Source organism: Aminobacter sp. P9b, from assembly GCF_045345995.1.
In the GTDB taxonomy this organism is placed as follows: Bacteria; Pseudomonadota; Alphaproteobacteria; order Rhizobiales; family Rhizobiaceae; genus Aminobacter; species Aminobacter niigataensis.
The window spans coordinates 2,027,512-2,052,699 of record NZ_CP150082.1 but is presented as its reverse complement, the minus strand read 5'-3'; the positions used below and the strand labels follow the sequence as shown (position 1 = coordinate 2,052,699).

The following is a 25,188-nucleotide window of genomic DNA, read 5'->3' as shown; positions in this document are numbered from 1 at the left end:
ATGCGTGACCGGCTCAATCTCACCCTGCCGGTGGAGCTCATCGGGCGCATCAACGAGCTTGCCGATCGCAAGAAATTGCCTAGGTCGGCCATCGTAGAGGCGGCTGTCAGTTCTTTCCTGTCGCCTGATCACGCCGATGCGCGCGAAGCAGCCTTCGCACGTCGACTCGACCGACTGTCCAGGCAAATCCAGCGGATGGAACGCGATCTTGGCGTGACCGCGGAAACCCTCGCCCTCTTCGTGCGCTTCTGGCTTTCGATTACCCCACCACTGCCGCCTGAGGCGCAAGCTGCGGCTCAGGCCAAGGGACGAGAGCGTTTCGAAGGCTTCGTCGAAACGCTCGGCAAGCGACTGCAGAAGGGCCAGAGTTTTCTGCGAGAGATTCCAGATGATGTTGATCAGCATCACTCGACCGAAGGCGACCTTTAGGAGCGACCACGATGGTTGAAGCGCACTCGGATTTCGCGGAGAGAATCCAGCGAGTATCGGTCGCGTCTCGGCAATGTCCGGGCCAGGCACCAATGTACCCGACGCCGCCCGCACCGTGCTCGACTTGATAGAAGGCAGGAAGCGCAATGCTGGAGCGGGCGTTCGCTTGAATGGTCTTGTGGCGGCTATTCGATCGGCAGCGGCTGCGCGTGCTTCACCTGCCCCAACGCAAAGCTCGATTCAATCGAGGCAACGCCTTCGAGCCGGGTGAGCGTTCGCTTGAGGAATGCTTCGTAAGCCTCGAGGTCCTTCACGACGATCCGAAGCAGGTAATCGCGCTGACCTGTCATCAGGTAGCATTCGACGATCTCCGGCCAGCGCTGAACGGCGCTGGCGAACCGGTCAAGTTCTTCCTCCCGCTGCCGCTCCAGCTTGATCGAGGCGAAGACGCTGATAGGCAGGCCGACCTTCACTTGGTCGACAACGGCCACGTAACTTTTGATCACACCCGTCTCTTCCAGGTTCCGAACCCGGCGGGCGCAGGGCGACGGAGAGAGCCCGACTTCCCGGCTAATCTCGTCGCTCGTCGCATGCGCGTCGGATTGCAGGATTGTCAGGATTTTGCGGTCGATAGCATCGATGATTGGTTTCGCCATAATTTATCACATATCCGGATACTATTCGCAGAGCCAGCCAATCCTTCCGCTCATCGCAGTCAAAATTGCCTGAAATCGCTGCGATCATCCAGTTATGGTCATCACAAATTCGAGGGAGGATTTCGTGGAAAAAGATCGACTGGAGTTGCTGGCAGCACTGGAGAAAAAAGTACTGTGGCTCGCCACCTGGATGATCCACAATGCCAACCATATCCGTCCCAACGAAGATGGGCTTAAAGTTGGCGGCCACCAGTCGTCGTCGGCGTCCCTGGCGACGATCATGACGGCGCTTTATTTCGAAATCCTCCGGCCCGAGGACAGGGTGGCAGTCAAGCCGCATGCGAGTCCGGTATTCCACGCGATCCAGTATCTGTTTGGCAACCAGACCTTGGAAAAGTTGCAGAATTTTCGTGGCTACAAGGGCGCACAATCCTATCCGTCCCGCACCAAGGATGTGGACGACGTCGATTTCTCGACCGGTTCGGTCGGCCTCGGCGTTGCGCAGACACTGTTTGCCTCGCTGGTCCAAGACTATCTCCACACCAAAGGGATGGCCAAGCAGCTGTCCGACGGAAAGATGATCGCGCTAATCGGCGACGCCGAGATGGACGAAGGCAACATCTTCGAGGCGCTTCTGGAAGGGTGGAAGCACGGCCTGCGTAACACCTGGTGGATCGTCGACTACAACAGACAAAGCCTCGATGCGGTCGTGCGCGAGGGCTTGTGGGAACGGTTCGAATCCCTGTTTCAAAACTTCGGTTGGGATGTCGTTCTGCTCAAATACGGACGGTTGCAGGAGCAGGCTTTTTCCGAACCAGGGGGCGAAGCCCTTCGCCAATGGATCGACCGCTGCCCGAACCAGCTCTATTCGGCCCTGACGTTCCAAGGCGGTGCTAGCTGGAGGAAGCGGCTGCTCGACGATATGGGTGACCAAGGTGCGGTTTCCCGGCTGATCGAGAGCCGGAGTGACGCGGAACTGTCGCAACTGATGACCAATCTCGGCGGCCACGATCTGCCGACGCTGATCGAAGCATTCGAAAAGGCGCGCACGCATGACCGCCCCGTCTGTTTCATCGCTTATACGATCAAGGGGTTCGGTCTTCCGCTCGCCGGCCACAAGGACAATCACGCCGGCCTCATGACCCCGGCGCAAGTCGACAGCCTGCGCGCCGCGCACGGCGTGCGGCCTGGCCACGAATGGGAGCCCTTCGAAGGCCTCGTCCAGCCGGCGGCGCAGGTAGCCGATTTTGTTGGCAAGGCGCCTTTCATCGCCAAGGGCCGGAGGCGGTATGCGTCGGCGCATATCGACGTGCCCGAGGCGCTGCAGACGCCCGTCCAGCCGCAGATGTCCACGCAGCAGGGTTTTGGCCTGCTCATGCACGAGATCGGCAAACAGGACAGCGAGTTCGCAAGGCGCATAGTCACAACCTCACCTGACGTCACGGTGTCGACCAATCTCGGCGCGTGGGTCAACCGCCGCGGCCTGTTCGCGCGTAACGAGATGGCCGACCTATTTCGTAAGGAACGCATCCCGTCGACCTTCAACTGGGAATTCTCGCCCAAGGGCCAGCACATCGAACTCGGCATTGCCGAGATGAATCTGTTCATCATGTTGTCGGCGCTGGGTCTTTCGCATTCGATCTTCGGCGAGCGCCTGTTGCCGGTCGGAACCCTCTACGACCCGTTCATCGAACGCGGTCTCGATGCGTTGAACTATGCCTGCTACCAGGACGCCCGCTTCATAGTCGCCGCGACACCTTCCGGGGTCACGCTTGCGCCGGAAGGCGGCGCGCACCAGTCGATAGCGACCCCACTGATCGGCATGGCGCAGGACGGGTTGGCGACCTTCGAGCCAGCTTTTGTAGACGAACTGGCGACCATACTGCGCTTCTCCTTCGACTATATCCAACGCTCCGGCGAGGCCGAGCCGGACGAGGCAACCTGGCTCAGGGATGCCGTCGGCGGTTCGGTCTACCTCAGGCTTTCCACCCGCTCCATCGACCAGGTGAACCGCCAGATCGGTCCCAGACTTTCGGAAGAGATCGTCAACGGCGGCTACTGGATGCGCAAGCCCGGCCCCAATGCAGAGGTGGTGGTCGTCTATACGGGTGCTGTCGCTCCCGAAGCGATCGAGGCGGTCGGGCTGATGGGGGAAGACAGGCGAGACGTCGGCCTGCTCGCCATTACCTCAGCCGACCGGCTCAACGCCGGATGGACTGCGGCCCAGCGGGCACGCGAACGCGGCCTGATCCACGCCAGAAGCCATATCGAGCGCCTGCTCGAGGAGATACCGCCCCACTGCAGGCTGATCACAGTGGTCGATGGTCATCCGGCCACGCTGGCGTGGATCGGGTCTGTCCATGGCCACCGCATTCGGCCGCTCGGCGTCGAGCATTTCGGCCAGACAGGCACGATTGCTGATCTTTACCGGCACTATGGCATCGACGCGCAGGGCATTGTACGCGCAGCGGAGGCGGTTTCCGGAGCCAAGCCGATACGGCATCTCGGTGTCGTTGCGATGTGAGTTCTTCGCATCTTAGGCGGCTCGGCAGCACATGGTAATACGCCGCGAGCAGGCGACGGACGAGCGTTCCCTCATAGGCCGCGACCCATGTGCCATCCGCCAAAACAGCAATGTCGTTTCTGTTTCCGACAGATGCTTCCGCAAGTCATGAGATCGCATCATGCTGGTATCGATCACCAAATGCCTGGTCATAAGACGTAGCTCCCCGCCATTCGCCTGTATTTTTACGCTACTCTACTACGCCCCCTGAATCCTGTTGAACCTGCCTGATTTCTGGCTCTCTTAATCATCCCCGATCAGGGTCGCGCGGCGCGCCACCCAAACGAGAACGGGGATTACGTGGCGATCTCTCAACAACATTCCGAAGCATTCTCGCGCGGTGCGCGCATGCTGCGCACCGCACTGGGCCCCGCGATCGCCGGATTCCTGGAAGATCCGTCCATCGTCGAGGTGATGCTGAACCCCGATGGGCGGCTCTGGATCGATCGCCTCGCCGGCGGGCTTGAAGATACAGGTTGCACGCTCCTGGCCGCGGATGGCGAACGCATCATTCGCCTCGTCGCCCACCATGTCGGCGCCGAAGTGCATCCCGGCAATCCGCGTGTTTCGGCCGAGCTTCCCGAAATGGGAGAGAGGTTCGAAGGGCTACTGCCGCCCGTCGTCGCAGCACCCGCCTTTGCGATCCGAAAGCCGGCTGTCGCCGTCTTCACCCTCGACGACTACGTCGCAGCCGACGTCATGACCGCGCAGCAGGCAACTGCGCTTCGTCAGGCTGTTGCGGCGCGCGCCAACATTCTCGTCGCTGGTGGCACGTCGACCGGCAAGACCACGCTCACCAATGCTCTTCTTGCGGAAGTCGCCAAGACCTCAGATCGCGTCGTCCTGATCGAGGACACGCGCGAGCTGCAATGCGCCGCGCCCAATCTCGTAGCTCTTCGTACCAAAGAAGGCGTCATCTCCCTCTCCGATCTCGTTCGATCGTCGCTTCGCTTGCGCCCCGACCGCATTCCCGTGGGCGAGGTGCGCGGCTCCGAAGCGCTCGATCTCCTCAAAGCCTGGGGCACCGGCCATCCCGGCGGCATCGGCACGATCCATGCCGGCACGGGCATCGGCGCCCTGCGGCGCCTCGAGCAGCTCATTCAGGAAGCCGTCGTCACCGTCCCGCGCGCATTGATCGCGGAAACCATCGATCTCGTCGCGGTCTTGTCCGGGCGCGGTTCCGCCAGGCGACTGGCCGAACTCGCTCGCGTCGAAGGGCTCGGCCCCGGTGGCGACTACCGCATCGCCCCCATCACCTCCAACAACGAAGGAACCTCCTGATGAACCCACCCTTTTCCCAAGTCGGACGCCGTATCGCGGCATTCTGCTCGGTCGCCGCCCTTGCACTTGCGATTGCCCCTGCCGCACACGCCGCAGGCTCGTCCATGCCCTGGGAACAGCCGCTGCAGCAGATCCTGCAGTCGATCGAAGGACCGGTCGCCAAGATCATCGCCGTAATCATCATCATCGTGACCGGACTAACACTCGCGTTCGGCGACACCTCGGGCGGCTTCCGGCGACTGATCCAGATCGTCTTCGGCCTGTCGATCGCCTTCGCCGCATCAAGCTTCTTCCTCAGCTTCTTTAGCTTCGGCGGCGGAGCGCTCGTCTGATGGAGGAACCAGTCCCAGGGTTCAGCGCACCCGTACATCGGGCGCTTACAGAGAACATTCTGCTCGGTGGCGCCCCCCGCTCAATCGCCATCCTGAACGGCACGTTGGCCACGGCCCTCGGGCTCGGCCTGCGGCTCTGGATCGTCGGGATCGCGCTGGGGATGATCGGACACCTTGCTGCCGTCTGGGCGGCCAAGCGCGATCCAATGTTCGCCGAGGTTGTGCGCAGGCATCTGCGCATCCCCGGCCACCTCAGGGCGTGAGGTAATTGCCATGATGAACCTCGCCGAATATCGAAACCGAAATGCCCGCCTCTCGGACTTCTTGCCTTGGGCAGCGCTCGTGCGCGAGGGCGTTGTCCTCAACAAGGACGGCAGTCTCCAGCGCAGCGCCCGATTCCGCGGCCCGGATCTCGACAGCTCTGTTGCAGCCGAATTGGTCGCCATCTCCAGCCGTCTCAACAACGCTTTCCGGCGCCTTGGCTCGGGTTGGGCGATCTTCGTCGAAGCGCAGCGTCATGCAGCCGCCGCCTACCCGGAAAGCACATTCGCAGACGCCGCTTCCGCCCTGGTCGACGCCGAACGCAAGGCCGGCTTCGAAGAGGCCGGAGCCCACTACGAGTCCAGCTATTTCCTGACCTTCACTTATCTGCCCCCAGCCGAGGACACCGCGCGCGCGGAAAGCTGGCTCTATGAAGGCAAAGCCGAAAGCGGCGTCGATCCGCACGAGATCGTCGTCGGCTTCATCGACCGCACCGACCGGGTGCTGCAACTCGTCGAAGGTTTCATGCCGGATTGCGCATGGCTCGACGATGTCGAGACTCTGTCTTATCTCCATGCCTGCATTTCGACCGAACGTCATCGAGTGCGCGTTCCCGAGACGCCGATGCATCTTGACGCGCTGCTCGCGGACCGGCCCCTCGCTGGCGGGCTCGAGCCACGTCTTGGCGACCAACATCTTCGTATTCTCACCATCGTCGGCTTTCCGACCGCGACCACGCCTGGAATCCTCGACGAGCTCAATCGTCTCGCATTCCCCTATCGTTGGTCGACCCGCGCAATCCTCCTCGACAAGGCTGACGCGACGAAGCTGCTGACCAAGATCAGGCGGCAATGGTTCGCCAAGCGCAAGTCGATCGCAGCAATCCTCAAGGAGGTGATGACCAACGAGGCTGCTGCTTTGGTCGACACAGACGCGGCCAACAAGGCTGCCGACGCCGATCTCGCCCTGCAGGAACTGGGCGCCGACTATGCCGGACAGGCTTATGTCACTGCGACGCTCACCGTCTGGGATGCCGATCCGCGTGTCGCCGACGAAAAGCTGAGGCTCGCCGAAAAGGTCATCCAGGGCCGCGACTTCACATGCACGCCCGAGACCATAAATGCCGTCGATGCCTGGCTAGGTTCGTTGCCCGGTCACGTCTACGCCAATGTGCGGCAACCGCCGCTCTCCACGGTCAATCTAGCCCACATGATCCCACTTTCGGCTGTGTGGGCAGGACCACAAGAAGATGAGCATTTCGCAGCGCCCCCTCTGCTATTCGGCAAGACTGAAGGCTCAACCCCGTTCCGTTTTTGCCTTCATGTCGGCGATGTCGGTCACACGCTGATCGTAGGCCCAACAGGTGCTGGCAAATCAGTGCTGCTCGCCCTGATGGCGCTGCAGTTCCGCCGCTATCGCCATTCGCAGGTCTTCGCCTTCGATTTCGGCGGCTCGATCCGCGCCGCTACGCTCGCCATGGGCGGCGACTGGCACGATCTTGGTGGCGACCTGACTGGTGATGCCGGCGAGCCGGTCCAACTCCAGCCACTCGCGCGCATCCATCACGTACCGGAGCGTGCCTGGGCAGCTGACTGGATTGTCTCGATCCTGGTGCGTGAGAGCGTCACGATCACGCCAGAGATCAAGGAGCATCTGTGGTCGGCACTGACCTCTCTCGCCAGTGCTCCGGCCCACGAGCGCACGCTCACCGGCCTCAACGTCCTGCTCCAGTCGAATGATCTGAAACAGGCATTACGCCCCTACTGCGTCGGAGGTCCTTATGGCCGGCTACTCGACGCCGAGTTCGAGCGGATCGGCGAGACCGCTATCCAAGCCTTCGAAACCGAAGGACTGGTTGGTACAGCTGCCGCGCCTGCGGTGCTTTCTTATCTCTTTCACCGCATCGAGGACCGGCTCGACGGGTCGCCTACGCTCATCATCATCGACGAGGGTTGGCTCGCACTCGACGACGACGGCTTCTCCGGCCAGATCCGGGAGTGGCTGAAGACGTTGCGCAAAAAGAACGCCAGCGTCGTTTTCGCCACGCAATCGCTGTCCGATATCGACCGCTCCGCGATCGCGCCCGCTATCATCGAGAGCTGCCCGACCCGGCTCCTGCTGCCAAACGAACGCGCAATCGAACCGCAAATCACCGCAATCTACCGTCGTTTCGGCCTCAACGATCGCCAGATCGAGATCCTGGCGCGCGCCACGCCAAAGCGCGACTACTATTGCCAGTCTCGGCGCGGCAACCGGCTCTTTGAACTCGGCCTTTCTGAGGTCGCTCGCGCGCTTTGCGCCGCATCCTCAAAAACCGACCAGACGCTGATTGCGCAGATCCTCGGTGAAAATGGCCGCAACGGCTTTCTCGCCGCCTGGCTGCGCACCCGCGGCGTCGATTGGGCGGTCGACCTCATCCCCAACCTCACCAATCTCGTCCCCCAATCTGAGAAGGAGCCCACGCCATGACCACCCGCCCCTCGACCCTTCGCGCTGCCTTGATTGCGGCAACGGTTCTTTCTGTGACCGGCGTGCTTTCGCCCGCGCCGACGAGCCCAGCGCATGCCTTCTTCGGTCGGATTGTCTACGATCCGACCAACTACGCACAGAACGTGCTCACCGCTGCCCGCACGCTTGAGCAGATCAACAACCAGATCAAAAGTCTGCAGAATGAAGCGCAGATGCTCATCAACCAGGCGAGGAACCTGGCGAGCCTGCCATACTCGTCTCTCCAGCAGCTTCAGCAGTCGGTCGAGAAGACACAGCAGCTTCTCAGCCAGGCGCAGAACATCGCCTTCGACGTGCAGCAGATCGACCAGATGTTCGAACAGAAATATGGCAGCGTGTCCTTGTCGGCCTCCGATCAAGAGCTCGTCGCCAACGCGCGGACACGCTGGAAAAACACCGTGGGCGGCTTGCAGGACGCCATGCGAGTGCAGGCAGGCGCCGTCGAAAACATCGAGACCAATCGCGCCCAGATGTCGGCGCTGATCGGCCAGAGCCAGAATGCGGCCGGCGCACTTCAGGCAACACAAGCCGGTAACCAGCTACTGGCGCTCCAGGCTCAGCAACTCGCCGACCTCACCGCTGTCATCGCTGCCAATGGCCGGGCGCAAGCACTGACCGACGCCGAACGTGCAGCTGCTGCCGAACAGGGCCGCGAGCAGCGCCGCCGCTTCCTGACCCCGGGTTCCGGCTATCAGCCCGGCAATGCCCGCATGTTCAACAATGGCAACTGACAGCCAGAGGAGAACATCATGGACGGCAAGATGCTGGCGCGCCTCGGCGCAGTCGTGTTCGTCGCTGTCGCCATCACGGCGACAGCCATCGAATTGACCCGGAAAGAAGCAGTGCCGGTAGCGGGGCCGGCACTGGATCTGCGGCCTGAGGCCGATCAACTGCACGAGAGACAGCGCCGGTGCCAGCAGCTTGGACTGAAGGCGGCTGAAGACGTCGAATGCCTGCGCGTTTGGGCAGAAACCCGCGACCGATTCCTTGGTCGCACGCCCGTGCCTCCTGCGCCGCGAATTCAGGAAGGGCGGTGAAGCATGGGAGGCGCCGGCGTCATCGACAACTTTCTCGGAGTCTTCGCCCGCTACATCGACAGTGGGTTTGGCCTGCTGGGGGGAGAAGTCGCCTTCATCGCCACCACGCTGATCGTCATTGACGTGACGCTGGCAGCTCTGTTCTGGAGCTGGGGCGCTGACGACGACATCATCGCGCGGCTGATCAAGAAGACACTGTTTGTCGGCGTCTTCGCCTATCTCATCTCTAACTGGAACAATCTCGCAAACATCGTCTTCGACAGTTTCGCGGGCCTCGGCCTCAAGGGCTCCGGTACAGGATTTTCGACAGCGGACCTGATGCGTCCCGGCAAGGTGGCACAAACCGGCCTGGATGCCGCCCGGCCGTTGCTTGAGTCCATCTCCGACTTGATGGGATGGGTGGCCTTCTTCGAGAACTTCATTCAGATCGCCTGCCTGCTCTTCGCATGGGCGCTGGTCATCCTCGCCTTCTTCATTCTGGCAATCCAGCTCTTCGTCACACTGATCGAGTTCAAGCTGACCACACTGGCCGGCTTCGTGCTGATCCCCTTCGGCCTGTTCGGCAAGACCGCGTTCATGGCCGAGCGTGTGCTTGGAAACGTTGTCTCCTCTGGCATCAAGGTGCTGGTGCTCGCCGTGATCATCGGCATCGGCTCGACATTGTTCAGCCAGTTCACGCAAGGTTTCGGCGGCCAGACCCCGAGCATCGACGATGCGATGGCTGTCGTGCTCGCTGCCCTCTCGCTGCTGGGTCTCGGGATCTTCGGTCCCGGCATCGCGTCGGGGCTTGTCAGCGGTGGGCCCCAGCTTGGCGCCGGAGCGGCGGTGGGCACGGGTCTTGCCGCAGGTGGTATGACGCTGGCCGCTGCTGGTGCTGCTGGTCTTGCGGCGAAGGGCGGCGCTGCCGCCCTCTCGGCTGGCGCGGCAGCCGTCCGTGGCGGTGCGCTCGCTTCTGGCGCGGCGTCATCTGCCTATTCGCTCGCCTCCCTCGGTCAGTCCGGCGCGGGCGGCGGCGCCTCCGGGCTAGGGGGCGTTGCACATGCCGCCGGCAATGCAGCAACATCGCCGCTTCGCAGGGCTGCCGCTAGCGTCAAGTCAAGCTTCGCCGACGGCGTCAAGGCCGGCTTCAGCTCGACCGGCGGCTCCTCGACCATGGGCTCGGTCGGAGGCGTCGCTGAAACTGCACCCGCATCCACCATCCAGCCTTCCAGCGCTGCGCCCAGCTGGGCGCAGCGCATGCCCCGGTCCGGCCACATGGGCCATGCCGTCCAGACAACCGCCCACGCCGTTCGCTCCGGCGACAGCAATGCCTCCGCCTCTTCCGTCAACCTTCAGACAAGTGATCGTTCATGAACATCTTCAGGCGACCCGCCGCGCATTACGGCAAGACACCTCAACCAGAGACCCCCTATCAAAAGGCCGCGCAGATCTGGGACGAGCGCATCGGCTCGGCCCGCGTTCAGGCCAAGAACTGGCGCTACATGGCGTTTGGATCGCTGATCCTTTCTGGCGCATTCGCCGCGGCGCTCGTCTGGCAGTCGACGCGCGGCACCGTCGTGCCCTGGATCGTGCAAGTCGACAATCTCGGTCAGGCGCAAGCTGTTGTACCAGCAAGCGCCGACTATCGGCCTACCGATCCGCAGATCGCATGGCATCTTGCCCGCTTCATCGAACAGGTCCGCTCGATCCCGGCTGACCCCATCATCGTCCGCCAGAACTGGCTGCGTGCCTATGACTGGACCACGGATCGCGGCGCTGCGGCGCTCAACGACTACGCTCGCACCAATGATCCATTCATCAAGGTCGGCAAGCAACAGATCGCGGTCGAGGTCTCCTCGGTGATCCGCGCCTCGCCGAACTCGTTTCGTGTCGCCTGGACCGAGCGCCACTACGAGAGCGGGAAGCTCTCCACGACCCAGCGCTGGACTGCAATCCTGACCAACGTGATCCAGCCGCCACGCGATGCCGAAAGGCTCCGCGCCAATCCGCTCGGCATCTACATCAACGCCATCAACTGGTCACAGGAGATGAGCCAATGAACCGGCCGACGATCCGCAGAAGCGGCAGCCTGTCCCTTCGCAAATCCGTAGCTCCAGTCCTTTTGCTTTCCGCCATTCTTGCGGGCTGCGCCACCAGCAAACCGCCTGTGATCAGCTACGACGCCGACGTGCCGCCCCTCCCTGCGATCCCCATGGCTACGGCGGATGACAGACCGAAGTCTCTTCATGTTCCGCCAGCCTGGCCCCCTGCACGTGGCGGCACCCCTGCCTTGACCCCGACAGCGCGCGTCGAGAATGCCAATGCCGCCGCGCGCGTCCAGCCGCGCCGCGAAGGCTATTACAATGCCATCCAGATCTACCCCTGGAGTGAGGGCGCTCTCTATCAGGTCTATGCCGCGCCCGGGCAGATCACCAACATCGCGCTCGAGCTCGGCGAGACCCTGACTGGTGCAGGCCCAATCGCCGCCGGCGACACAGCTCGCTGGATCATCGGAGACACCGAGAGCGGTAGCGGGATCACCCGGCGTGTCCATGTATTGGTGAAGCCCACGCGCGCCGACATCTCGACCAATCTCGTCATCACCACGGACCGGCGTACCTACATGATCGAGCTGCGTTCCGGAGAAAAGCCATATATGCCGGCGGTCGCCTGGGCATATCCAAGGCAACCAGCCGGACAGCGCCAGGCCATTTCGACAACACCCCTCATTCCGGCTGTCGCGGCGCGCAACTATCGCTACGGTCTCATAGGCGACAGTCCGCCATGGAAGCCGGTCTCTGTCTATGACGACGGCAGGCGCGTCTTTGTCGAGTTTCCACGCGGCATCGTGCAGGGCGAGATGCCACCGCTCCTGGTCATCGGCCCGGACGGCGAAGCCCAGATCGCAAATAGCCGTATCTACCAACACATCCTGATCGTCGATCGTCTGTTCGGCGCGGCCGAGTTGCGTCTTGGCAGCGGAGATCGACAGCAGACCGTCAGGATCGTGCGCACGGATGGAAGGCCGTCGTCATGAGCGAAAAGGACAACGTGACTCCGATGCGCCTTCGCGCCGAACCGCCGCGGATCACCCGCCTGTCGTCAAAGGTCATCGTCGGCGTCGGCGTCGTCGCCTCACTCGGCATCGGCGGTGCACTGGTTTATGCGCTTCAGACGCGCGTGCCCGGCGCCGACGACCAGGAGCTCTACTCGACCGCCAATCGGCAACCCGCCGACGGTCTCGCCGGCTTGCCGCGCGACTATGCCGGCCCGATCCTCGGGCCGGCGTTGCCGGGCGATCTTGGCCGGCCGATCCTCAACGCCCAAAACAGGGGGCAACCCGTAATGCCGCCCGCGATCATGGCACCGGCTGTGGACGAGGCGGAACAGCGCCGACGCGCTGAGGAAGAAGCCGCACGGACGAGCACCGTCTTTTTCCAGTCACGTGGAGGATCAGCCGCAACGGTCGGGACGGGAGAACCGGCGTCGGGCTTTCCGGGCGCTGACCTGGGAAGCCAGCTTGGCGAGCAGGCCGCACAGGACAAGCAACTGGCTTTCCTCAACGCCGCTGCTGACAGACGTACAGTGGCGCGCGACCGCGTCATGCCGCCAGCATCGCCCTTCGTTCTCCAGGCCGGCGCCGTCATCCCGGCAGCCCTCATCACTGGCATCAGATCCGATCTACCCGGACAGGTCACCGCGCAGGTGACGGAGAACATTTACGACAGCCCGACCGGTCGAGCCCTGCTCGTTCCCCAAGGCACGCGGATCATCGGGCAGTATGACAACAACGTCCAATTCGGCCAGCGCCGCGCACTCCTTGTGTGGAACCGGCTCATTTTTCCGAATGGCCGCTCCATTGTTCTCGAACGTCAGCCGGGCGCCGACGCGCAAGGCTATGCCGGGCTTGAGGACGGGGTCGATTATCACTGGTGGGATCTGGCCAAAGCCGCCGGTCTCTCCACGTTGCTTGCCGCTGGCGCAGAGTTGGCGATGGACGACGAGAACCGGCTGTTGCGTGCAATCCGCGATGGAGCACAGGACACGATAAACGACGCCGGCCAGCAGATCATCCGCAGGCAGCTAACCGTCTCGCCGACGCTGACTATCCGGCCGGGTTTCCCGGTACGTGTCATCGTCACGCGTGATCTCGTGCTCGAGCCTTATGGAGCAACGCAATGACAAAGCTGAAACTAGGTCCGATCGCCGACGACAGGCCCGTCAAAGTAACGTTGGAGCTTCCAGCGTCACTGCATCGCGATCTCAAGACTTATGCCGATATCCTTGGCCGCGAGAGCGGCCAGCCTGCTACCGAGCCCATCCGACTGATCGTACCGATGCTCCAGCGCTTTATCGAGACGGATCGAGGGTTTGCAAAGGCTCGGCGGAACGCCCAGCCAGATTCGTAGTGCGGGCGCAATTGTATCATCCTGGCCATCGTCGCCTTCATCATGGGGGGCTTCAAGCTACCCTAAGGGCAGCAGAATCATGATAGCCTGAAAGTGTTGATACACTCCCATCCCTAGCCCCGCTGCCGAAAGGTGGCGGGGCTTTTTGCTAAGGCTTTGGGCTACAGGTCGAGGATTCTTTCGAAAAAGCCGACATACTTGATCTTCAGCGCGCTGAGCTGCTTGGCTGCTTCGTCTGCGGAGATTTCACCATTTACATGGCTTCGGCGAATTTTCTCCGCGTCAAGTCTCAGTGCATTGAGGCGCTGGGACGTCCTCATGGCTCGTGTTTCCTGGCCTTTTTTCAATTGGGCAGTAGCACTCATTGCATGGCCCTCTAAATCAGCTCGTTGATATGACTGAACACAGGCTCACAGGTAACCATTATCACATTCGATCTGTTCCCGTAAAATGCATACGGTCGAGCGCAATCGATGGAAATGAAACCCCTAATGGCACCGGCTGTGCCGCTGCTTTGTACTGGCACAATCAAGATCGAACGATAGCCGACCTTCTGTTGTGTGGGGCTTGCCAAGGCAGGCTTGCCAAACCATTTTAGATCGTGGACGACACGAGGTGCGGGTCCGCTCCCACACGCGTGAAAACCTAAGAGTGCGCGCCCATCAAATTCGCGGTTTGTTGGGCGGTTATTTCCTGGGTTGCGATGGCGCACCTTCATTCTGGTGGTGCTATTGCCCGAGAAAAGCACCAAGGATACCGACAAGTCTCCCTTTTTAGACTTTGTGACTGTTCTTGCGTAGTTTTCGATAATTCCGAGGCAGGCTCGGATCGCATCATCCTTGTCACTCGACTTCGCAATTCGGCTTTTTAGGCTCGACAAGAGATCACCGACACGGATGATCATTTCACTTTGGACGTCGTTGTCGTCCGATGATTTTGCTTTGGATAGCTTGTCTAAAACACCCACAAAGGAATGGGCTAAGAAAAACCCACTGCCGGCGACAATTGCCGTCCATCCCGGGATGGAGCCATAGAAATACGCCAACCCCGGAGCCGAAGAAGCAAGTGCGGTTCTGGACGACCAGTGTGTCAGGCCGACAAGCCGAAACTCGCGTGGCAGTTTGTTGTGATAGAGGCCAAGCGCGTTCCGGCCAAAGCGCTGCCAAACGTTGAAGTCTTCGGAAAGCCAAAGGTCGACGCGATGCTCAAACGGTGATTTCGACAAGTCGCTCTCTTCCCCCGAAGAGCACAGCCAAGGACTCAGAAGTGTCGGATCAATGCGATTCGATAAATCAGCCCCTGCCGAAAGAACCAGAAAGCGAAACTTCTGTCGAATCCTGAATGAAGGCGGGAAGCTGGAGCCGATGCCATTGCGACAGTCGATCCCGCATCTAGGCGCTGCCGTCGACCTCGCCGTCTTCCTCAAGCATCGGCACCGGCAGATAACCGCCCTTTTCCAGCCATTCGCGGATCATGGTCCGCAGCAGGTCTTGCTTGGTCATCCTCAGTACGCCCGCCAGCGCATAGACCGTCTCGTTGACCTCCTGATCGAGAACGACGCCCTCAGTATTGCGCAATCTGAGCGCAGCGCGGCGAAGGATAATCTGCAGATCGGCGCGATTAATATCCGCTATCCGGTTGGCTGCGTCTTCGAGCTCGTCGGCGAAGTCGATACGGGTCATTCCTGGAGCGTATTCAGGTGGGGGCGGATTTCAAGGGGCCGCAGCACGCGGCTTCCCTTCGCCACGGCTTCGAACGCCTTTGCGCGCGTCGGCGATTGGCACACGGTCCTCGATCGCCTCATAGCATCTCTGATAGGCCTGCCGCCATTTCGCTGTGCGTTTCGGCCAGGTGTCCATCTCTTCGATGGTGGCTTCGCACACACTGACGTTCACGGTCAGCCCGGAATTCGACATCGACCGCACGGACATCGGCGTCGTCTGGAACAGCTTCATGCCCGATCATCGCGCTGGGCGGCACTGCTGGCAATGTGGTTTGTCCTCACTCTATGTGAGGCACTTCGCCGGCCCGATAGAGGATTGTGGGCTCGCCATACTCACCAATGGCAGGGTTGGCCTCCCGGCTCCAAGCAATCACGCCGGCATGCTCGCTCTCGATCATCTTGGCCAGGCGTTTGGCTGCATCCTCGCTCTGCATCTGGCGAGGGTCGAATGCGGGCTTAAGGTCACCTTCGTCGTCGCGACTGAACGCGGCGACGACGATCAGCTTCGGCATCTTCTGCTGCGGGACGACGTGACCGGTATTCGACATCGAGGAAGCTCCTAGATCAACGACGCCTGGGACTGAGGTGAAACGATCTGGGTTGGAGGAAGATCCACGGTTGTCAGCATGTCGTCAGGCAGCGGACGCTGCAGCTTGCTCGCCTCTGCCCAAGGCGCCGTCAGCCATGTTTCAATCTCTTCCGGTGTCGTCAGGATGACCGGCATTGCCTTTTCATGGATCGGGGCAACGACACCGTTCGGGCTGGTGGTGAGAAACGCATAGACTTCCCAGTCGAGGACGCCATCACGAATGGTGCGGGCGCCGCGCCATGGCGTCCATAATCCGGCAAAGACGGCTAGCGGCTGGCTCTCGTTGAGCGCGAACCAGAAATTGCGATGCCGGCCGGTGGGAGGGTCTTTGTCGCCTTCAACCGGACTCGGTTCGGCGAAGCTGGTGAATGGCACCACACATCTGCTCTCGACGCCGAGATGGGGCGCCCAGTGCTTGCTGTCCGTCCGTCGGATGTTGGTTACACCCTTGTCGGGTTCCTTTTCCAACAGCGCCTTGAAGTCGACAGCCTGGCCCTTCGCTTCGAGCTTTGCCGCGCGGGTCTTGGTCGCCTGAAATTGAACGTTCGAAGCTGTGGGCATGCCCCAGTTGAGCATCGCCAACTGCCGGCGCACTTCGAAGTTGCGCACCACCGGCCCATTGCGGCCGGGATAGACGTCGATCGACGGTTCGAGATTGCCGCGATGTCTTCGAGCACCTTGGTCAGGGCGCGCAGTTCATCTTGTGATGAGGAGAAATTGTAGAGGTTGCACATGCGGGGAGACTGCCGTTGCGTCTGGGTGCCGTCAATCGTGGCTAGACCCTAGTGGGCCCTGATGATCACCAGGTGCGTATGGCGCCGGGTCTCTGCCGCATGCCTTCACCGCGGCTGCCTGTGCCCTGTACCAGATGACCGAAATCCTCTCGTCTTCCTTGGTGGGTTCCAAGTCTTCGCCGTCCAGCGAATGAAGGGGCTCGTGCGCATTCTCGACCTTCCATACCGAGTAATCGCCTTGTTCAGGCGTCACGCCGTACATGTCGAGGATTGCTTGGGCTGCCGCGAGACCTGGCTGGATTTCTGCTGGCGATGCGCCGGGGATTTCAAGCGTAAGGGACATCAACAGAGGAGCCTCCCTGAGTAGTGTACTTCCTGCCCTCAGCCTTGTGTTCGTAGCAGAACCAATGCGGCTCCTGCTTGCCAGTGGCGAAGCCCCAGCCGCCATCCTTCTTGCAGCCAGCATGCTCACAAAAATGTTCGTAGATGCCGCTGGGCTTGCGTGGCGCGGTGTTTTGCTCGTCGCTCATGCCCATAGGTTAGCGTGATGTGAATTGACTCCGCAAGGAGTTTGTTCCTATTTCGTTCTCATGCCCGCGCCGAACCGAACAACGCCCTTTCCGCTTTCCAAGCTGAACGATGCCCGCGACCTCGCGTCGGTGAGCTGCGCCTATTGCAAACGCGAACACACCTATTATCCGACCGACCTGATGCAGCTGTTCGGCGACGTCGACGTCGATTCCCTCTCCGACCAGATGAAGTGTGAGAGCGTCCCCGGCGGCCATGGGTTTCTAAAGGTTGAGCGCGTCTTTTCCGGTTCCAGGGAGATGGTCGGAAAGAAGATCCGCCGGCTTATTGCCATCAGGGTCCAGCGCGTTCCGGTCTGGCGGGAAGAATGACAGTCGCCAAGCAACGCGAAAATGCCAAGCGCGCCCATATCAGCAAGAACCTGCCGCACGCGGTAGCGCTGGCGAACGACCTGTGCTGCATGGAGAACTATGACTTGATAGCCGCCTTCTGCCGCCGCTTTGAAACGGAGCCAATGATGCAGCACGTCATGGCGAAGTGGCCAAACGGCAAAAGCGAGGATTTCCGGCTCTACTGCTTTGCGACCCGCGAGGATGCCGAGGTGTTTGCGACCCATTTTGAGGGCGCCCATTTCGATCAGGTCAAGGACCGCGAAAAAGGTCGGGTCAACGGCGCCTGGCTACGAACCGATGAGTGGAAGCCAATTGAGCGATGCGGGCCTTTGGAGTTGCCACGGTTTTTCCGAGAATACGGGCGGTAAGACAGCGAGGCCGCAAGATTTTTCGCCAGGACTGGTACGCGTTGGAGAGGTCATCCGCTTCCCATTTCTCCCGAGAAGGCGCAATATTAGAATGCACTTTCCATGGGGGGGGGGACGAGATGATTTCACTGCTGACAGCTGTTATTGCATTGGCAACTTCGAGCGCAGAGGCGCCAATGACGCAAATGCCAGCTCATGACCAGGTTGCGGTGACTTGCTTCAAATCCGGGGAGCGTGTCAGCGGGATGAATAAGATTTGTTACTACAGCTGCCTTGGCTCGACATACGCAATCACTATCAGCTCGGTTGAACTCTGCCCTCTGACGGTGGACAATTAAGTCTTGGGCAAGCGCGGAAGATTGTCCGGGCATCACTTCGCGCGAGGAAACGGCAAGGCTTTACCGCCTCTGTAGCGCGCGAAGGTTTCTCCAACATCACAACGCGCGCTAGGACGGTTCCCGATTTAGCGGAAAGAATCCGGGCCGGGGCGCTCGACGTGGATTCAACCACTTAGCCGTTTAAAACGTTGCGATCTGTTATATACAGGACGGAAACAGCAGCTCCCCGCTTTTTGTCACTCAGTATGCAGCGCCTGTTAGAACAGGTCCGAAACAGGCCGGGCGCAGGTTTTGGTGAAGTCACCACGCGCGAGGATCCACTCGGTTTCTTGGGCGAGCCCTCGATTTCGGCCTCGCCTTTCGCTCGGCATTTGCATTCCATCGCCGAGCTACGCCAACAGCCGCCATCATGTTGAGTGCCTACCGGCATCCGTCAGTTTGGGTCAGTTGATTGTCGGAAAAGAACTCGATCTTCTTGTAAGGGCGAAAATGTGCCCGGAACGTCGGTCCGTCATTCACGGTCAAACCGGTTACCAAGAGCCGACTCTTGGTCCTCTCAACCGCCAGAACCCTGTACCGGGTTTCGTCTGCAAATACGGTGTTAGCGGCCTCATCGAAGGTGAGCACATACTCGCGTCGCGGGTTTTCACAGATCATCTTGAGTTTGGCGGCTTTTGCCGGAGCGGGGAATGCAAAGGCAACCGCAATCATAGCGCTTGCGATGCGGAGGAGTGCCAAAGAGCGTTGCATGAAATGTCCTAGCTGACCTCCGCAACCGGCAAGGCTTGCGTGTTGGCCTTTGGTTTGCGCTCAAACTATTTGCCCGTTCAGGTCGACTTGGATTCCTCGCCGCTCAAGCCGATAGCGCGCAGCTGCGAGTGCAGCAGGACTAAAGTGGCTGGGGTGACGTAAAACGATGGCTTCGGCAGTAAGCTCCGGTGTGCCGTACTCCATCACCTCGTCGAAGCCGTCTGTCTTGTTCAAAGCGCAGTATTCAAGGGCGCCAATCTCTCCGTCTTTGTCAATCTTCGGGCGCATCCGGTGCATGCGCCATACTTTACGCCCACTAAGGCGGCGCAGAGTCTCGACAGCATGCACCATTTGCCAGCATGCATTCTCTACGGTTCCCTGCGCGTGCCTAGCTGAAACTTCGGCAAGGCGGCGAAGGGCTGCAGTTTCCACCGTTCGCGATTTGCCTCTGGCATTCAAAGCCATCTGCAATAGTACTTCTGGACCCGTTTCCTGGGCGATTTTCGAAAGGGCCTTCTTTTCAGCTTCGGTCATTCTATTAGGTGCCCATGCTCAACGGCTAGCTCGACAGACCGAGTGATAGCTGATCTGTTGGGCGCAAAGTAAGGGGGGACTATGAAATCAGTGTTTCTGGCCGCTTTGACGGTTCTTGCTCTAAACTCGTCTACTTATGCTCACGGCGGCGGATGCCGGAAAAGTTCACCACCGGGTCAATGCTGCCATATGGATAACAGCGCCGGTTCCGTCCACTGCCACTGAGGCGATACGAATGGCGAATTTCTTCAAAACAAAGCCAAGAACAGCAGGGGTGCTTGCCGGGGCAGTCATTGGTGCCGTCCTCGGGCTGCTAGTCATTGGCAACTTCGGTGTTGCTCGTGGTGGCGGTGGCTTCGGCGTTTTGGGGTGGTTCTTTGGGGGCTGTCTCGGAGCATACATCGGATACCGAGTTGGGGAGTGGCGCTTAAGGCGAGCATCCGGTGCGCCCAACTAGCCAGTTGCCGGGCAGCGGTTGGCCGCTGATCACCCACACCAGGGCCGCCTGACGTTCGGCCTCCAGATGATTGCGTAGCCCTCTGCCAGCAACATGTTTTCAGCCAGCCGCCCATCGCTGAGCCTGATGCGTACCAGCGGCCGGCGGTCTGAAGTCTTGTCTCGCTGGCCCGTGTCCTCAATCCGCAAGCCTGGGTCTTGGATGAGCTCACCCAATCGCTTCTTGGCCTCTCTCCCGAGCATCCTTTCCCGCTCGCATTTTGCCCGCCCGATCTCAGGCGTATCGATACCGGTCTTGAATGGAACACCGTCGCCGATCAGGCGCATGTTCTGGCCGTTGCAGCGGATGGTGTCGCCGTCGACTACGGTCAAGGTGGAACAAGAGAGGATGGTGGCTGCGAGCAGGGCAATCATGGCGACGACTTTGCGAAAACGTGCGGCTGTTCACCGCGCGAACATGAGTTTGGCGGCTTCGAAGGCCGCCTTCGGCAAGGCTCGCATCGTAGTTGCGTCAAAGGAGAGATGTTCGAAGTACGTGGCCGTTAGCTGCGCCACTGCTTCAGCTTGAGCAAAGTCTCGCCTACGCTTGATCGGTTCACGGTCTGCCCTCTGCGACACCCAAAGCTTATGCGCAGCAAAAAAGCGAGGGTCGGGTGTAACCATACGCAGCGGCCCGCCTCTCTCGTCTATTGCGATCGACTCGAACGGTGGTGCATTTTCCAACCACGCTAGGCCTTCGATCCCGGCGGCAACCAACTCGTCGTCCGATTTCCCAACTGCGTCGCGATCCTTCTTCCAGGCTGGGCGCGCGACGGGTTTGATCAGGTCAACGAGATAGCCGTCACGATTGACCGCCCTGAATGTAGATTGTGATCGCTCAAAGGATTTGTCGACCTTCCGCAGCAGGCTAATCAGGGTGCCGTCTTCCACTTGATCGTCGGCCACGATCCTTAGTGACTGGCGCGCATCCATGAGAAGATCGATATCCTCGGTTGTCGTGATGCCGGGATCGACAAACACGCCAGCTGCCGCTTCGTACGCATAGATCGCATTGGTGCCGGCGATGCGTATGCCCGCGCCCAGCAGACCAGCGTTGTCCAGCGCCCTGATGATCCTGGCCGTGAGTAACGGGACGCGGCCTAATCGCAGAACACGATTGATGGCGGATTGGCGTTCCATCAGCTTCTGTCGAGCCGCCAGCGTTTCCCGCGTGGATTCCCGTGCGGCTTCCCAATCTGCTTTCTGTATCTCCGTCTCAGCCGATCGCCGCCCTTCGACCTTCTGACGCCTTGCTCCAGACGAGTCATAGTAGCTCCGCATCAGATGCTCGACGCCGCCGACAGTGTGCCAGACCAACGAGCCTCGAAAGGTCTTGGCTTTCTGCTGAGCCTGCTGCAGCGCGGAAAAACGCTGCTCTGAATTGACCTTCTCGCGTCGTTGATCGTTGTTTAGTTCATTAAAATCAATCATATCAACACATCGATGGCGATTTCGCTCAAACTGTTGCATGAGACCCTACGTGGTCCCTCGTAGCGTTGCAACAGTTTGGCCCGAATTGGCACGAAACTGATGATGCTCATGAATTTGCTTATGAAACCAGCCACGAAGTGCTGCCTGTCTTTCCGAAATGCGCGAGCTTCCCGCCGCCTGTACGACACAGTTTTTTCGTTCTTCTACTCTTGGCCACAATCGCCTTCAGTCAGTTCAGACAAAATTGAAAGGAGAGATCAATGGCACCACAGAGGGATATTGCGATCAAGCGGACTATCCGTCGCAAAGAACTCCGTCAGATTGTCCCGCTAGCCGACAGCACAATCTTCGAAATGGAGCAGCGAGGGCAATTTCCACGCCGCTTCGCTCTGACACCGAGATGCGTAGTCTGGGATCTCGCTGAGGTTGAGACATGGCTGACAGCCCGCAGGGCAACGCCAATCCAGCGTACGCCACCGCCGGATCTCACCAAGCGGCGATCACGCGCGTAGAAAGAAGCCTGTCAGGCTCGCTGACACCACTTGTGGCCCCCCCTGTCCACTCCCGAACAGGGGGGGCACATCACTCACGGCATCCTGCTACCGACCGGGAGCATGATGCCGTAACGAGGCGCCCAAGCCATAGCTGACTGCCTGGGACCTCGATAAGTGCCCACAGCCATAAGCCTAAAGAGATGGATCAGGCTCAAAAATCGGCATCGAGGGCGGAATAAGAACGGGCATATGCCGCCGACCTTCGAGCCAAGCATCCACCATGTCTGACCATTCCTGCATCATATGGCGGCGCTGGAGTTCGTATTCGGCCTTGTTGTAGACGCCTCGTGAAGAACGGCCGTCCTCATGCGCGAGGCATTTTTCAATCCAGTCGCTATTGAACCCCAGTTCATTGAGTAGCGTCGATCCCGTCCGCCTCAGATCGTGCACGGTGAAAGGCTCGAGAGGGAGACCGTCATTCTTCGCTTGCTCGACGACCAGGTAGGTGACCCGGTTAAAGGTGGCCCGCGACATTGGCGCGTCAGCATCGTAGCGTGATGGCAGGACATAACGCGAGTTGCCGGCGCAGGTCTTCAGCGCGATGAAGATGTCGAGCATCTGACGCGACAGGTACACATTGTGCGCCTTGGATCGTTTCATGCGCTCCTTCGGAATCGACCAGACGGCGTTGCCAAAATCCACCTCATCCCAAGTCGCATCCTGAAGCTCGCTCTTTCGAACCATAGTCAACAAAAAGAGCTTCATCCCCAACCGAATAGTCGGAAGGGTTGCGATCTTCTCCAGCGTCTTCAACATCACTCGGATCTCGGCCGGCGACAGCGAACGATCGCGTGGCACGAAATGGGCGATTGAAGCGGGGCCAACCTCGTCCGCGGGATTGGCGACTTTCTCCCCGTGCAGGATAGCGAAACCGTAAATCTGTTTGAGGATATCGCGGACATGAATTGCGGTCGCCGGTGCCCCGCGCTCGACAATCTTTGCACAATGGGCGCGCAGATCGTCGGGCGTGATTTCAGTGAGCAGGCGGTTTCGCCAGATCGGCAATAGATCACGCTCGAAGATTGAGCGACGCATCGCGCGCGTGCTATCCGCCATAGGCGCGCCTTCGAGCCACTTCGAGCCGAACTCACCGAAGCTCTTCGCTTCCTTTAGGCGCCGCTTGTCTCGCTGCTTTTCCAGCGCTGGAGAACGCCCCTCGCGAACCGCCCGCCGGGCATCGAGACAAAGCTCGCGCGCTCTCGCAAGCGAAATTCCATCCCGACCGTACTTGCCGAGATAGATCGTCTCGCGCCGACCATTGATCCTGTAATCCAGGCCAAACGAGACCGCACCACTTGGCATGACGCGAACGTACATGCCGTCGCGGTCCGCCACTTTGTACGCTTTGTCTTTTGGTCTCAATGACTTAAGAGCAGCGTCCGTCAACATGCGCCCATTTCCTCAGAAAGTACCGTCAGGGGTATTTCAGAGGTTCGCGGCGAATAAACTCATTTTAATTCAATGAGTTATGCGCCAAAAAGTACCGTCACGACCCTCAGTTCTTGTGACGGTACTTTCGAAAATCGGGGAACGCAATATGGGGGAGGTCCGTCAGAACGCACGACAGGCCCGTCTACTGCCTGCCGATTGTCCTCGACAGGCAGCAACAGATTTTATTTTTTATTTCAATTAGTTAGTTCGCGCCATGGCGTATTTTTGGATACGCCCGGATGGGCCTAAATCATTCCCACTCGATGGTGCCGGGCGGCTTCGACGTCACGTCGTAGACGACGCGGTTGATGCCGCGGACCTCGTTGATGATACGGGTGGCGGCGGCGCCGAGGAAATTCATGTCGTAGTGGTAGAAGTCGGCGGTCATGCCGTCGACCGACGTCACCGCGCGCAGGGCGCAAACGAACTCGTAGGTGCGGCCGTCGCCCATGACGCCGACGGTCTGGACCGGCAGCAGCACGGCGAAGGCCTGCCAGATGGCATCGTAGAGGCCGGCCTTGCGGATCTCGTCGAGATAGATGGCGTCGGCCTGGCGCAGGATTTCGAGTTTTTCGCGGGTGATGCCGCCGGGGCAGCGGATGGCGAGGCCAGGTCCGGGGAACGGATGGCGGCCGATGAAGCTGTCGGGCAGGCCGAGTTCCTTGCCAAGCACGCGGACCTCGTCCTTGAACAGCTCGCGCAGCGGCTCGACCAGCTTCATGTTCATGCGGTCGGGCAGGCCGCCGACATTGTGATGCGACTTGATGGTAACCGAAGGGCCGCCGGTGAAGGACACGCTTTCGATGACGTCGGGATAGAGCGTGCCCTGGGCGAGGAAATCGGCGCCGCCGAGCTTCTTGGCCTCTTCCTCGAATACCTCGATGAACAGGCGGCCGATGGTCTTGCGCTTCTTTTCCGGGTCGGCCTCGCCTTCGAGCGCATCGATGAAGCGATCGGCGGCATCGACCAGGATCAGCGGCAAATTGTAGTGCTCGCGGAACATGGCTACGACGTCGGCCGCCTCGTTCTTCCGCATCAGGCCATGGTCGACGAGGATGCAGGTGAGCTGGTCGCCGACCGCCTCGTGGATGAGCAGTGCCGCGACCGAGGAATCGACGCCGCCCGAAAGCGCGCAGATGACCTTCTTGTCGCCGACCTGCTTGCGGATCGCCTCGACCGCATGCTCGCGGTAGGCGCGCATGGTCCAGTCGCTCTCGATGCCGGCGATCTTGTGGACGAAATTGCGCAGCAGCTTGGCCCCGTCGGGGGTGTGTACCACTTCGGGGTGGAACTGCACGGCATAGAACTTGCGGGCCTCGTCGGCGATGGCGGCAAAGGGTGCGCCGTTGGAGGTGCCGATGACGCGGAAGCCGGCGGGGATGGCAGTGACGCGGTCGCCATGGCTCATCCACACCTGATGGCGAGTACCCTTGGCCCAGACGCCGTCGAACAAAGCACTTTCGTCTTCGATCTCGAGATATGCGCGGCCGAATTCGCGATGGTGGCCGGCTTCGACCTTGCCGCCGAGCTGGGCGCACATGGTCTGCTCGCCGTAGCAGATGCCGAGCACCGGGATGCCGGCCTCGAAGACGGCGTCAGGAGCGCGCGGGCTGCCGATGTCGACCGTGGAGTGCGGGCTGCCCGAGAGGATCACCGCCTTGGGGCTGATCCGCTTGAAGGCCTCGGCGGCCGACTGGAAGGGAACGATCTCGGAATAGACCCCGGCCTCGCGGACGCGACGCGCGATGAGCTGCGTCACCTGGCTGCCGAAGTCGATGATGAGGACGGTTTCGGGGTGCTCGGAGTTCTTCATGGCGGGCGTTTAAAGAAAGATTCGAGTCTGTGCAATGGGCTGGATTGCATGGC

The 25,188-nt window shown here is 60.5% G+C and carries 31 protein-coding genes; 16 read left to right on the top strand and 15 right to left on the bottom strand.

The features are described from left to right. Positions 1 to 429: a ribbon-helix-helix protein, CopG family gene (locus WHT83_RS10140; protein ID WP_406873710.1), complete on the top strand. Its 429-nt coding sequence runs from the start codon at positions 1 to 3 to the stop codon at positions 427 to 429. 185 nt (positions 430 to 614) lie between these two features. Here the strand turns inward: WHT83_RS10140 and WHT83_RS10135 are convergent, their stop codons facing one another. Then, positions 615 to 1,085, bottom strand: a complete 471-nt coding sequence (locus WHT83_RS10135) for an Lrp/AsnC family transcriptional regulator (RefSeq protein WP_406873709.1) — start codon at positions 1,083 to 1,085, stop codon at positions 615 to 617. 190 nt (positions 1,086 to 1,275) lie between these two features. On the opposite strand from WHT83_RS10135, the gene WHT83_RS10130 reads away from it, so the two are divergent. The 12 genes from WHT83_RS10130 to WHT83_RS10075 all read left to right on the top strand — a co-directional run bounded on the left by WHT83_RS10130 (position 1,276) and on the right by WHT83_RS10075 (position 13,455). Then, complete coding sequence (locus WHT83_RS10130) at positions 1,276 to 3,609, top strand: transketolase (protein ID WP_406873956.1); 2,334 nt, start codon at positions 1,276 to 1,278, stop codon at positions 3,607 to 3,609. 387 nt (positions 3,610 to 3,996) lie between these two features. Next, positions 3,997 to 4,929, top strand: a complete 933-nt coding sequence (gene trbB / locus WHT83_RS10125) for a P-type conjugative transfer ATPase TrbB (protein ID WP_406873708.1) — start codon at positions 3,997 to 3,999, stop codon at positions 4,927 to 4,929. After that, positions 4,929 to 5,261, top strand: coding sequence for a TrbC/VirB2 family protein (locus WHT83_RS10120; RefSeq protein ID WP_406873707.1), 333 nt, complete (start codon positions 4,929 to 4,931; stop codon positions 5,259 to 5,261). The genes trbB and WHT83_RS10120 overlap by 1 nt, the downstream gene beginning before the upstream one ends. Continuing rightward, entirely contained in the window at positions 5,261 to 5,524 is a 264-nt protein-coding gene (locus WHT83_RS10115; RefSeq protein ID WP_406873706.1) for a VirB3 family type IV secretion system protein, read from the top strand. The genes WHT83_RS10120 and WHT83_RS10115 overlap by 1 nt, the downstream gene beginning before the upstream one ends. Before the next feature lie 10 nt (positions 5,525 to 5,534). Continuing rightward, positions 5,535 to 7,991, top strand: a complete 2,457-nt coding sequence (gene trbE / locus WHT83_RS10110) for a conjugal transfer protein TrbE (protein WP_406873705.1) — start codon at positions 5,535 to 5,537, stop codon at positions 7,989 to 7,991. Beyond that, a complete protein-coding gene (gene trbJ, locus WHT83_RS10105) occupies positions 7,988 to 8,761 on the top strand; it encodes a P-type conjugative transfer protein TrbJ (RefSeq protein WP_406873704.1) in 774 nt (257 codons plus the stop codon). The genes trbE and trbJ overlap by 4 nt, the downstream gene beginning before the upstream one ends. A gap of 18 nt (positions 8,762 to 8,779) precedes the next feature. After that, positions 8,780 to 9,067, top strand: a complete 288-nt coding sequence (gene trbK-alt, locus WHT83_RS10100) for a putative entry exclusion protein TrbK-alt (RefSeq protein ID WP_406873703.1) — start codon at positions 8,780 to 8,782, stop codon at positions 9,065 to 9,067. Positions 9,068 to 9,070: 3 nt separating this feature from the next. Continuing rightward, positions 9,071 to 10,420: a P-type conjugative transfer protein TrbL gene (trbL, locus tag WHT83_RS10095; protein ID WP_406873702.1), complete on the top strand. Its 1,350-nt coding sequence runs from the start codon at positions 9,071 to 9,073 to the stop codon at positions 10,418 to 10,420. Beyond that, positions 10,417 to 11,106 (top strand): conjugal transfer protein TrbF, encoded by a 690-nt coding sequence (gene trbF / locus WHT83_RS10090; RefSeq protein ID WP_406873701.1) that lies wholly within the window; start codon positions 10,417 to 10,419, stop codon positions 11,104 to 11,106. Before trbL ends, trbF begins: the two co-directional genes overlap by 4 nt. Then, the gene (gene trbG / locus WHT83_RS10085; RefSeq protein ID WP_406873700.1) at positions 11,103 to 12,083 is read left to right on the top strand and encodes a P-type conjugative transfer protein TrbG; all 981 of its coding nucleotides are present in this window, start codon (positions 11,103 to 11,105) and stop codon (positions 12,081 to 12,083) included. Before trbF ends, trbG begins: the two co-directional genes overlap by 4 nt. Further along, positions 12,080 to 13,228, top strand: coding sequence for a TrbI/VirB10 family protein (locus WHT83_RS10080; protein WP_406873699.1), 1,149 nt, complete (start codon positions 12,080 to 12,082; stop codon positions 13,226 to 13,228). Before trbG ends, WHT83_RS10080 begins: the two co-directional genes overlap by 4 nt. After that, entirely contained in the window at positions 13,225 to 13,455 is a 231-nt protein-coding gene (locus WHT83_RS10075) for a DUF2274 domain-containing protein (protein WP_406873698.1), read from the top strand. Before WHT83_RS10080 ends, WHT83_RS10075 begins: the two co-directional genes overlap by 4 nt. 161 nt (positions 13,456 to 13,616) lie before the next feature. Here the strand turns inward: WHT83_RS10075 and WHT83_RS10070 are convergent, their stop codons facing one another. From WHT83_RS10070 to WHT83_RS10035, 8 genes are all read right to left on the bottom strand, one after another. Next, positions 13,617 to 13,820 carry a hypothetical protein gene (locus tag WHT83_RS10070; protein ID WP_406873697.1) on the bottom strand — a complete coding sequence of 68 codons (204 nt, stop codon included), beginning with the start codon at positions 13,818 to 13,820 and terminating at the stop codon, positions 13,617 to 13,619. An 11-nt stretch (positions 13,821 to 13,831) separates the two neighbouring features. Further along, positions 13,832 to 14,680 carry a hypothetical protein gene (locus WHT83_RS10065; RefSeq protein ID WP_406873696.1) on the bottom strand — a complete coding sequence of 283 codons (849 nt, stop codon included), beginning with the start codon at positions 14,678 to 14,680 and terminating at the stop codon, positions 13,832 to 13,834. A gap of 166 nt (positions 14,681 to 14,846) precedes the next feature. Beyond that, positions 14,847 to 15,137 carry a CopG family transcriptional regulator gene (locus WHT83_RS10060; RefSeq protein WP_406873695.1) on the bottom strand — a complete coding sequence of 97 codons (291 nt, stop codon included), beginning with the start codon at positions 15,135 to 15,137 and terminating at the stop codon, positions 14,847 to 14,849. Positions 15,138 to 15,167: 30 nt separating this feature from the next. Next, the gene (locus tag WHT83_RS10055; protein WP_406873694.1) at positions 15,168 to 15,410 is read right to left on the bottom strand and encodes a hypothetical protein; all 243 of its coding nucleotides are present in this window, start codon (positions 15,408 to 15,410) and stop codon (positions 15,168 to 15,170) included. A gap of 46 nt (positions 15,411 to 15,456) precedes the next feature. Beyond that, entirely contained in the window at positions 15,457 to 15,726 is a 270-nt protein-coding gene (locus WHT83_RS10050; protein WP_406873693.1) for a hypothetical protein, read from the bottom strand. An 11-nt stretch (positions 15,727 to 15,737) separates the two neighbouring features. Further along, positions 15,738 to 16,379, bottom strand: a complete 642-nt coding sequence (locus tag WHT83_RS10045) for an SOS response-associated peptidase family protein (RefSeq protein WP_406873692.1) — start codon at positions 16,377 to 16,379, stop codon at positions 15,738 to 15,740. 153 nt (positions 16,380 to 16,532) lie between these two features. After that, entirely contained in the window at positions 16,533 to 16,844 is a 312-nt protein-coding gene (locus WHT83_RS10040; protein ID WP_406873691.1) for a hypothetical protein, read from the bottom strand. After that, a complete protein-coding gene (locus tag WHT83_RS10035) occupies positions 16,828 to 17,031 on the bottom strand; it encodes a hypothetical protein (RefSeq protein ID WP_406873690.1) in 204 nt (67 codons plus the stop codon). The genes WHT83_RS10040 and WHT83_RS10035 overlap by 17 nt, the downstream gene beginning before the upstream one ends. Before the next feature lie 60 nt (positions 17,032 to 17,091). On the opposite strand from WHT83_RS10035, the gene WHT83_RS10030 reads away from it, so the two are divergent. Together WHT83_RS10030 and WHT83_RS10025 are read left to right on the top strand one after the other, a co-directional pair. Further along, entirely contained in the window at positions 17,092 to 17,400 is a 309-nt protein-coding gene (locus tag WHT83_RS10030; RefSeq protein ID WP_406873689.1) for a hypothetical protein, read from the top strand. Further along, positions 17,397 to 17,789, top strand: coding sequence for a hypothetical protein (locus tag WHT83_RS10025; protein ID WP_406873688.1), 393 nt, complete (start codon positions 17,397 to 17,399; stop codon positions 17,787 to 17,789). Before WHT83_RS10030 ends, WHT83_RS10025 begins: the two co-directional genes overlap by 4 nt. 758 nt (positions 17,790 to 18,547) lie before the next feature. Here WHT83_RS10025 and WHT83_RS10020 read toward each other — a convergent pair. The 4 genes from WHT83_RS10020 to WHT83_RS10005 form a co-directional block, all read right to left on the bottom strand. Beyond that, positions 18,548 to 18,877 (bottom strand): hypothetical protein, encoded by a 330-nt coding sequence (locus WHT83_RS10020; RefSeq protein ID WP_406873687.1) that lies wholly within the window; start codon positions 18,875 to 18,877, stop codon positions 18,548 to 18,550. Positions 18,878 to 18,937: 60 nt separating this feature from the next. After that, positions 18,938 to 19,411, bottom strand: a complete 474-nt coding sequence (locus tag WHT83_RS10015; protein ID WP_406873686.1) for a hypothetical protein — start codon at positions 19,409 to 19,411, stop codon at positions 18,938 to 18,940. A gap of 486 nt (positions 19,412 to 19,897) precedes the next feature. Next, positions 19,898 to 20,281 carry a thermonuclease family protein gene (locus WHT83_RS10010; RefSeq protein WP_406873685.1) on the bottom strand — a complete coding sequence of 128 codons (384 nt, stop codon included), beginning with the start codon at positions 20,279 to 20,281 and terminating at the stop codon, positions 19,898 to 19,900. A 30-nt stretch (positions 20,282 to 20,311) separates the two neighbouring features. Next, complete coding sequence (locus tag WHT83_RS10005) at positions 20,312 to 21,376, bottom strand: GSU2403 family nucleotidyltransferase fold protein (protein ID WP_406873684.1); 1,065 nt, start codon at positions 21,374 to 21,376, stop codon at positions 20,312 to 20,314. 221 nt (positions 21,377 to 21,597) lie between these two features. Between WHT83_RS10005 and WHT83_RS10000 the strand changes: the two genes are divergently transcribed. Beyond that, on the top strand, positions 21,598 to 21,849 hold the full coding sequence (locus WHT83_RS10000; RefSeq protein WP_406873683.1) for a helix-turn-helix transcriptional regulator: 252 nt from the start codon (positions 21,598 to 21,600) through the stop codon (positions 21,847 to 21,849). A 174-nt stretch (positions 21,850 to 22,023) separates the two neighbouring features. Here the strand turns inward: WHT83_RS10000 and WHT83_RS09995 are convergent, their stop codons facing one another. Both WHT83_RS09995 and guaA read right to left on the bottom strand, forming a co-directional pair. Next, the gene (locus WHT83_RS09995; RefSeq protein ID WP_406873682.1) at positions 22,024 to 23,280 is read right to left on the bottom strand and encodes a tyrosine-type recombinase/integrase; all 1,257 of its coding nucleotides are present in this window, start codon (positions 23,278 to 23,280) and stop codon (positions 22,024 to 22,026) included. A gap of 292 nt (positions 23,281 to 23,572) precedes the next feature. Continuing rightward, positions 23,573 to 25,135 carry a glutamine-hydrolyzing GMP synthase gene (gene guaA, locus WHT83_RS09990; protein WP_318762343.1) on the bottom strand — a complete coding sequence of 521 codons (1,563 nt, stop codon included), beginning with the start codon at positions 25,133 to 25,135 and terminating at the stop codon, positions 23,573 to 23,575. Positions 25,136 to 25,188: the final 53 nt, after the last annotated feature.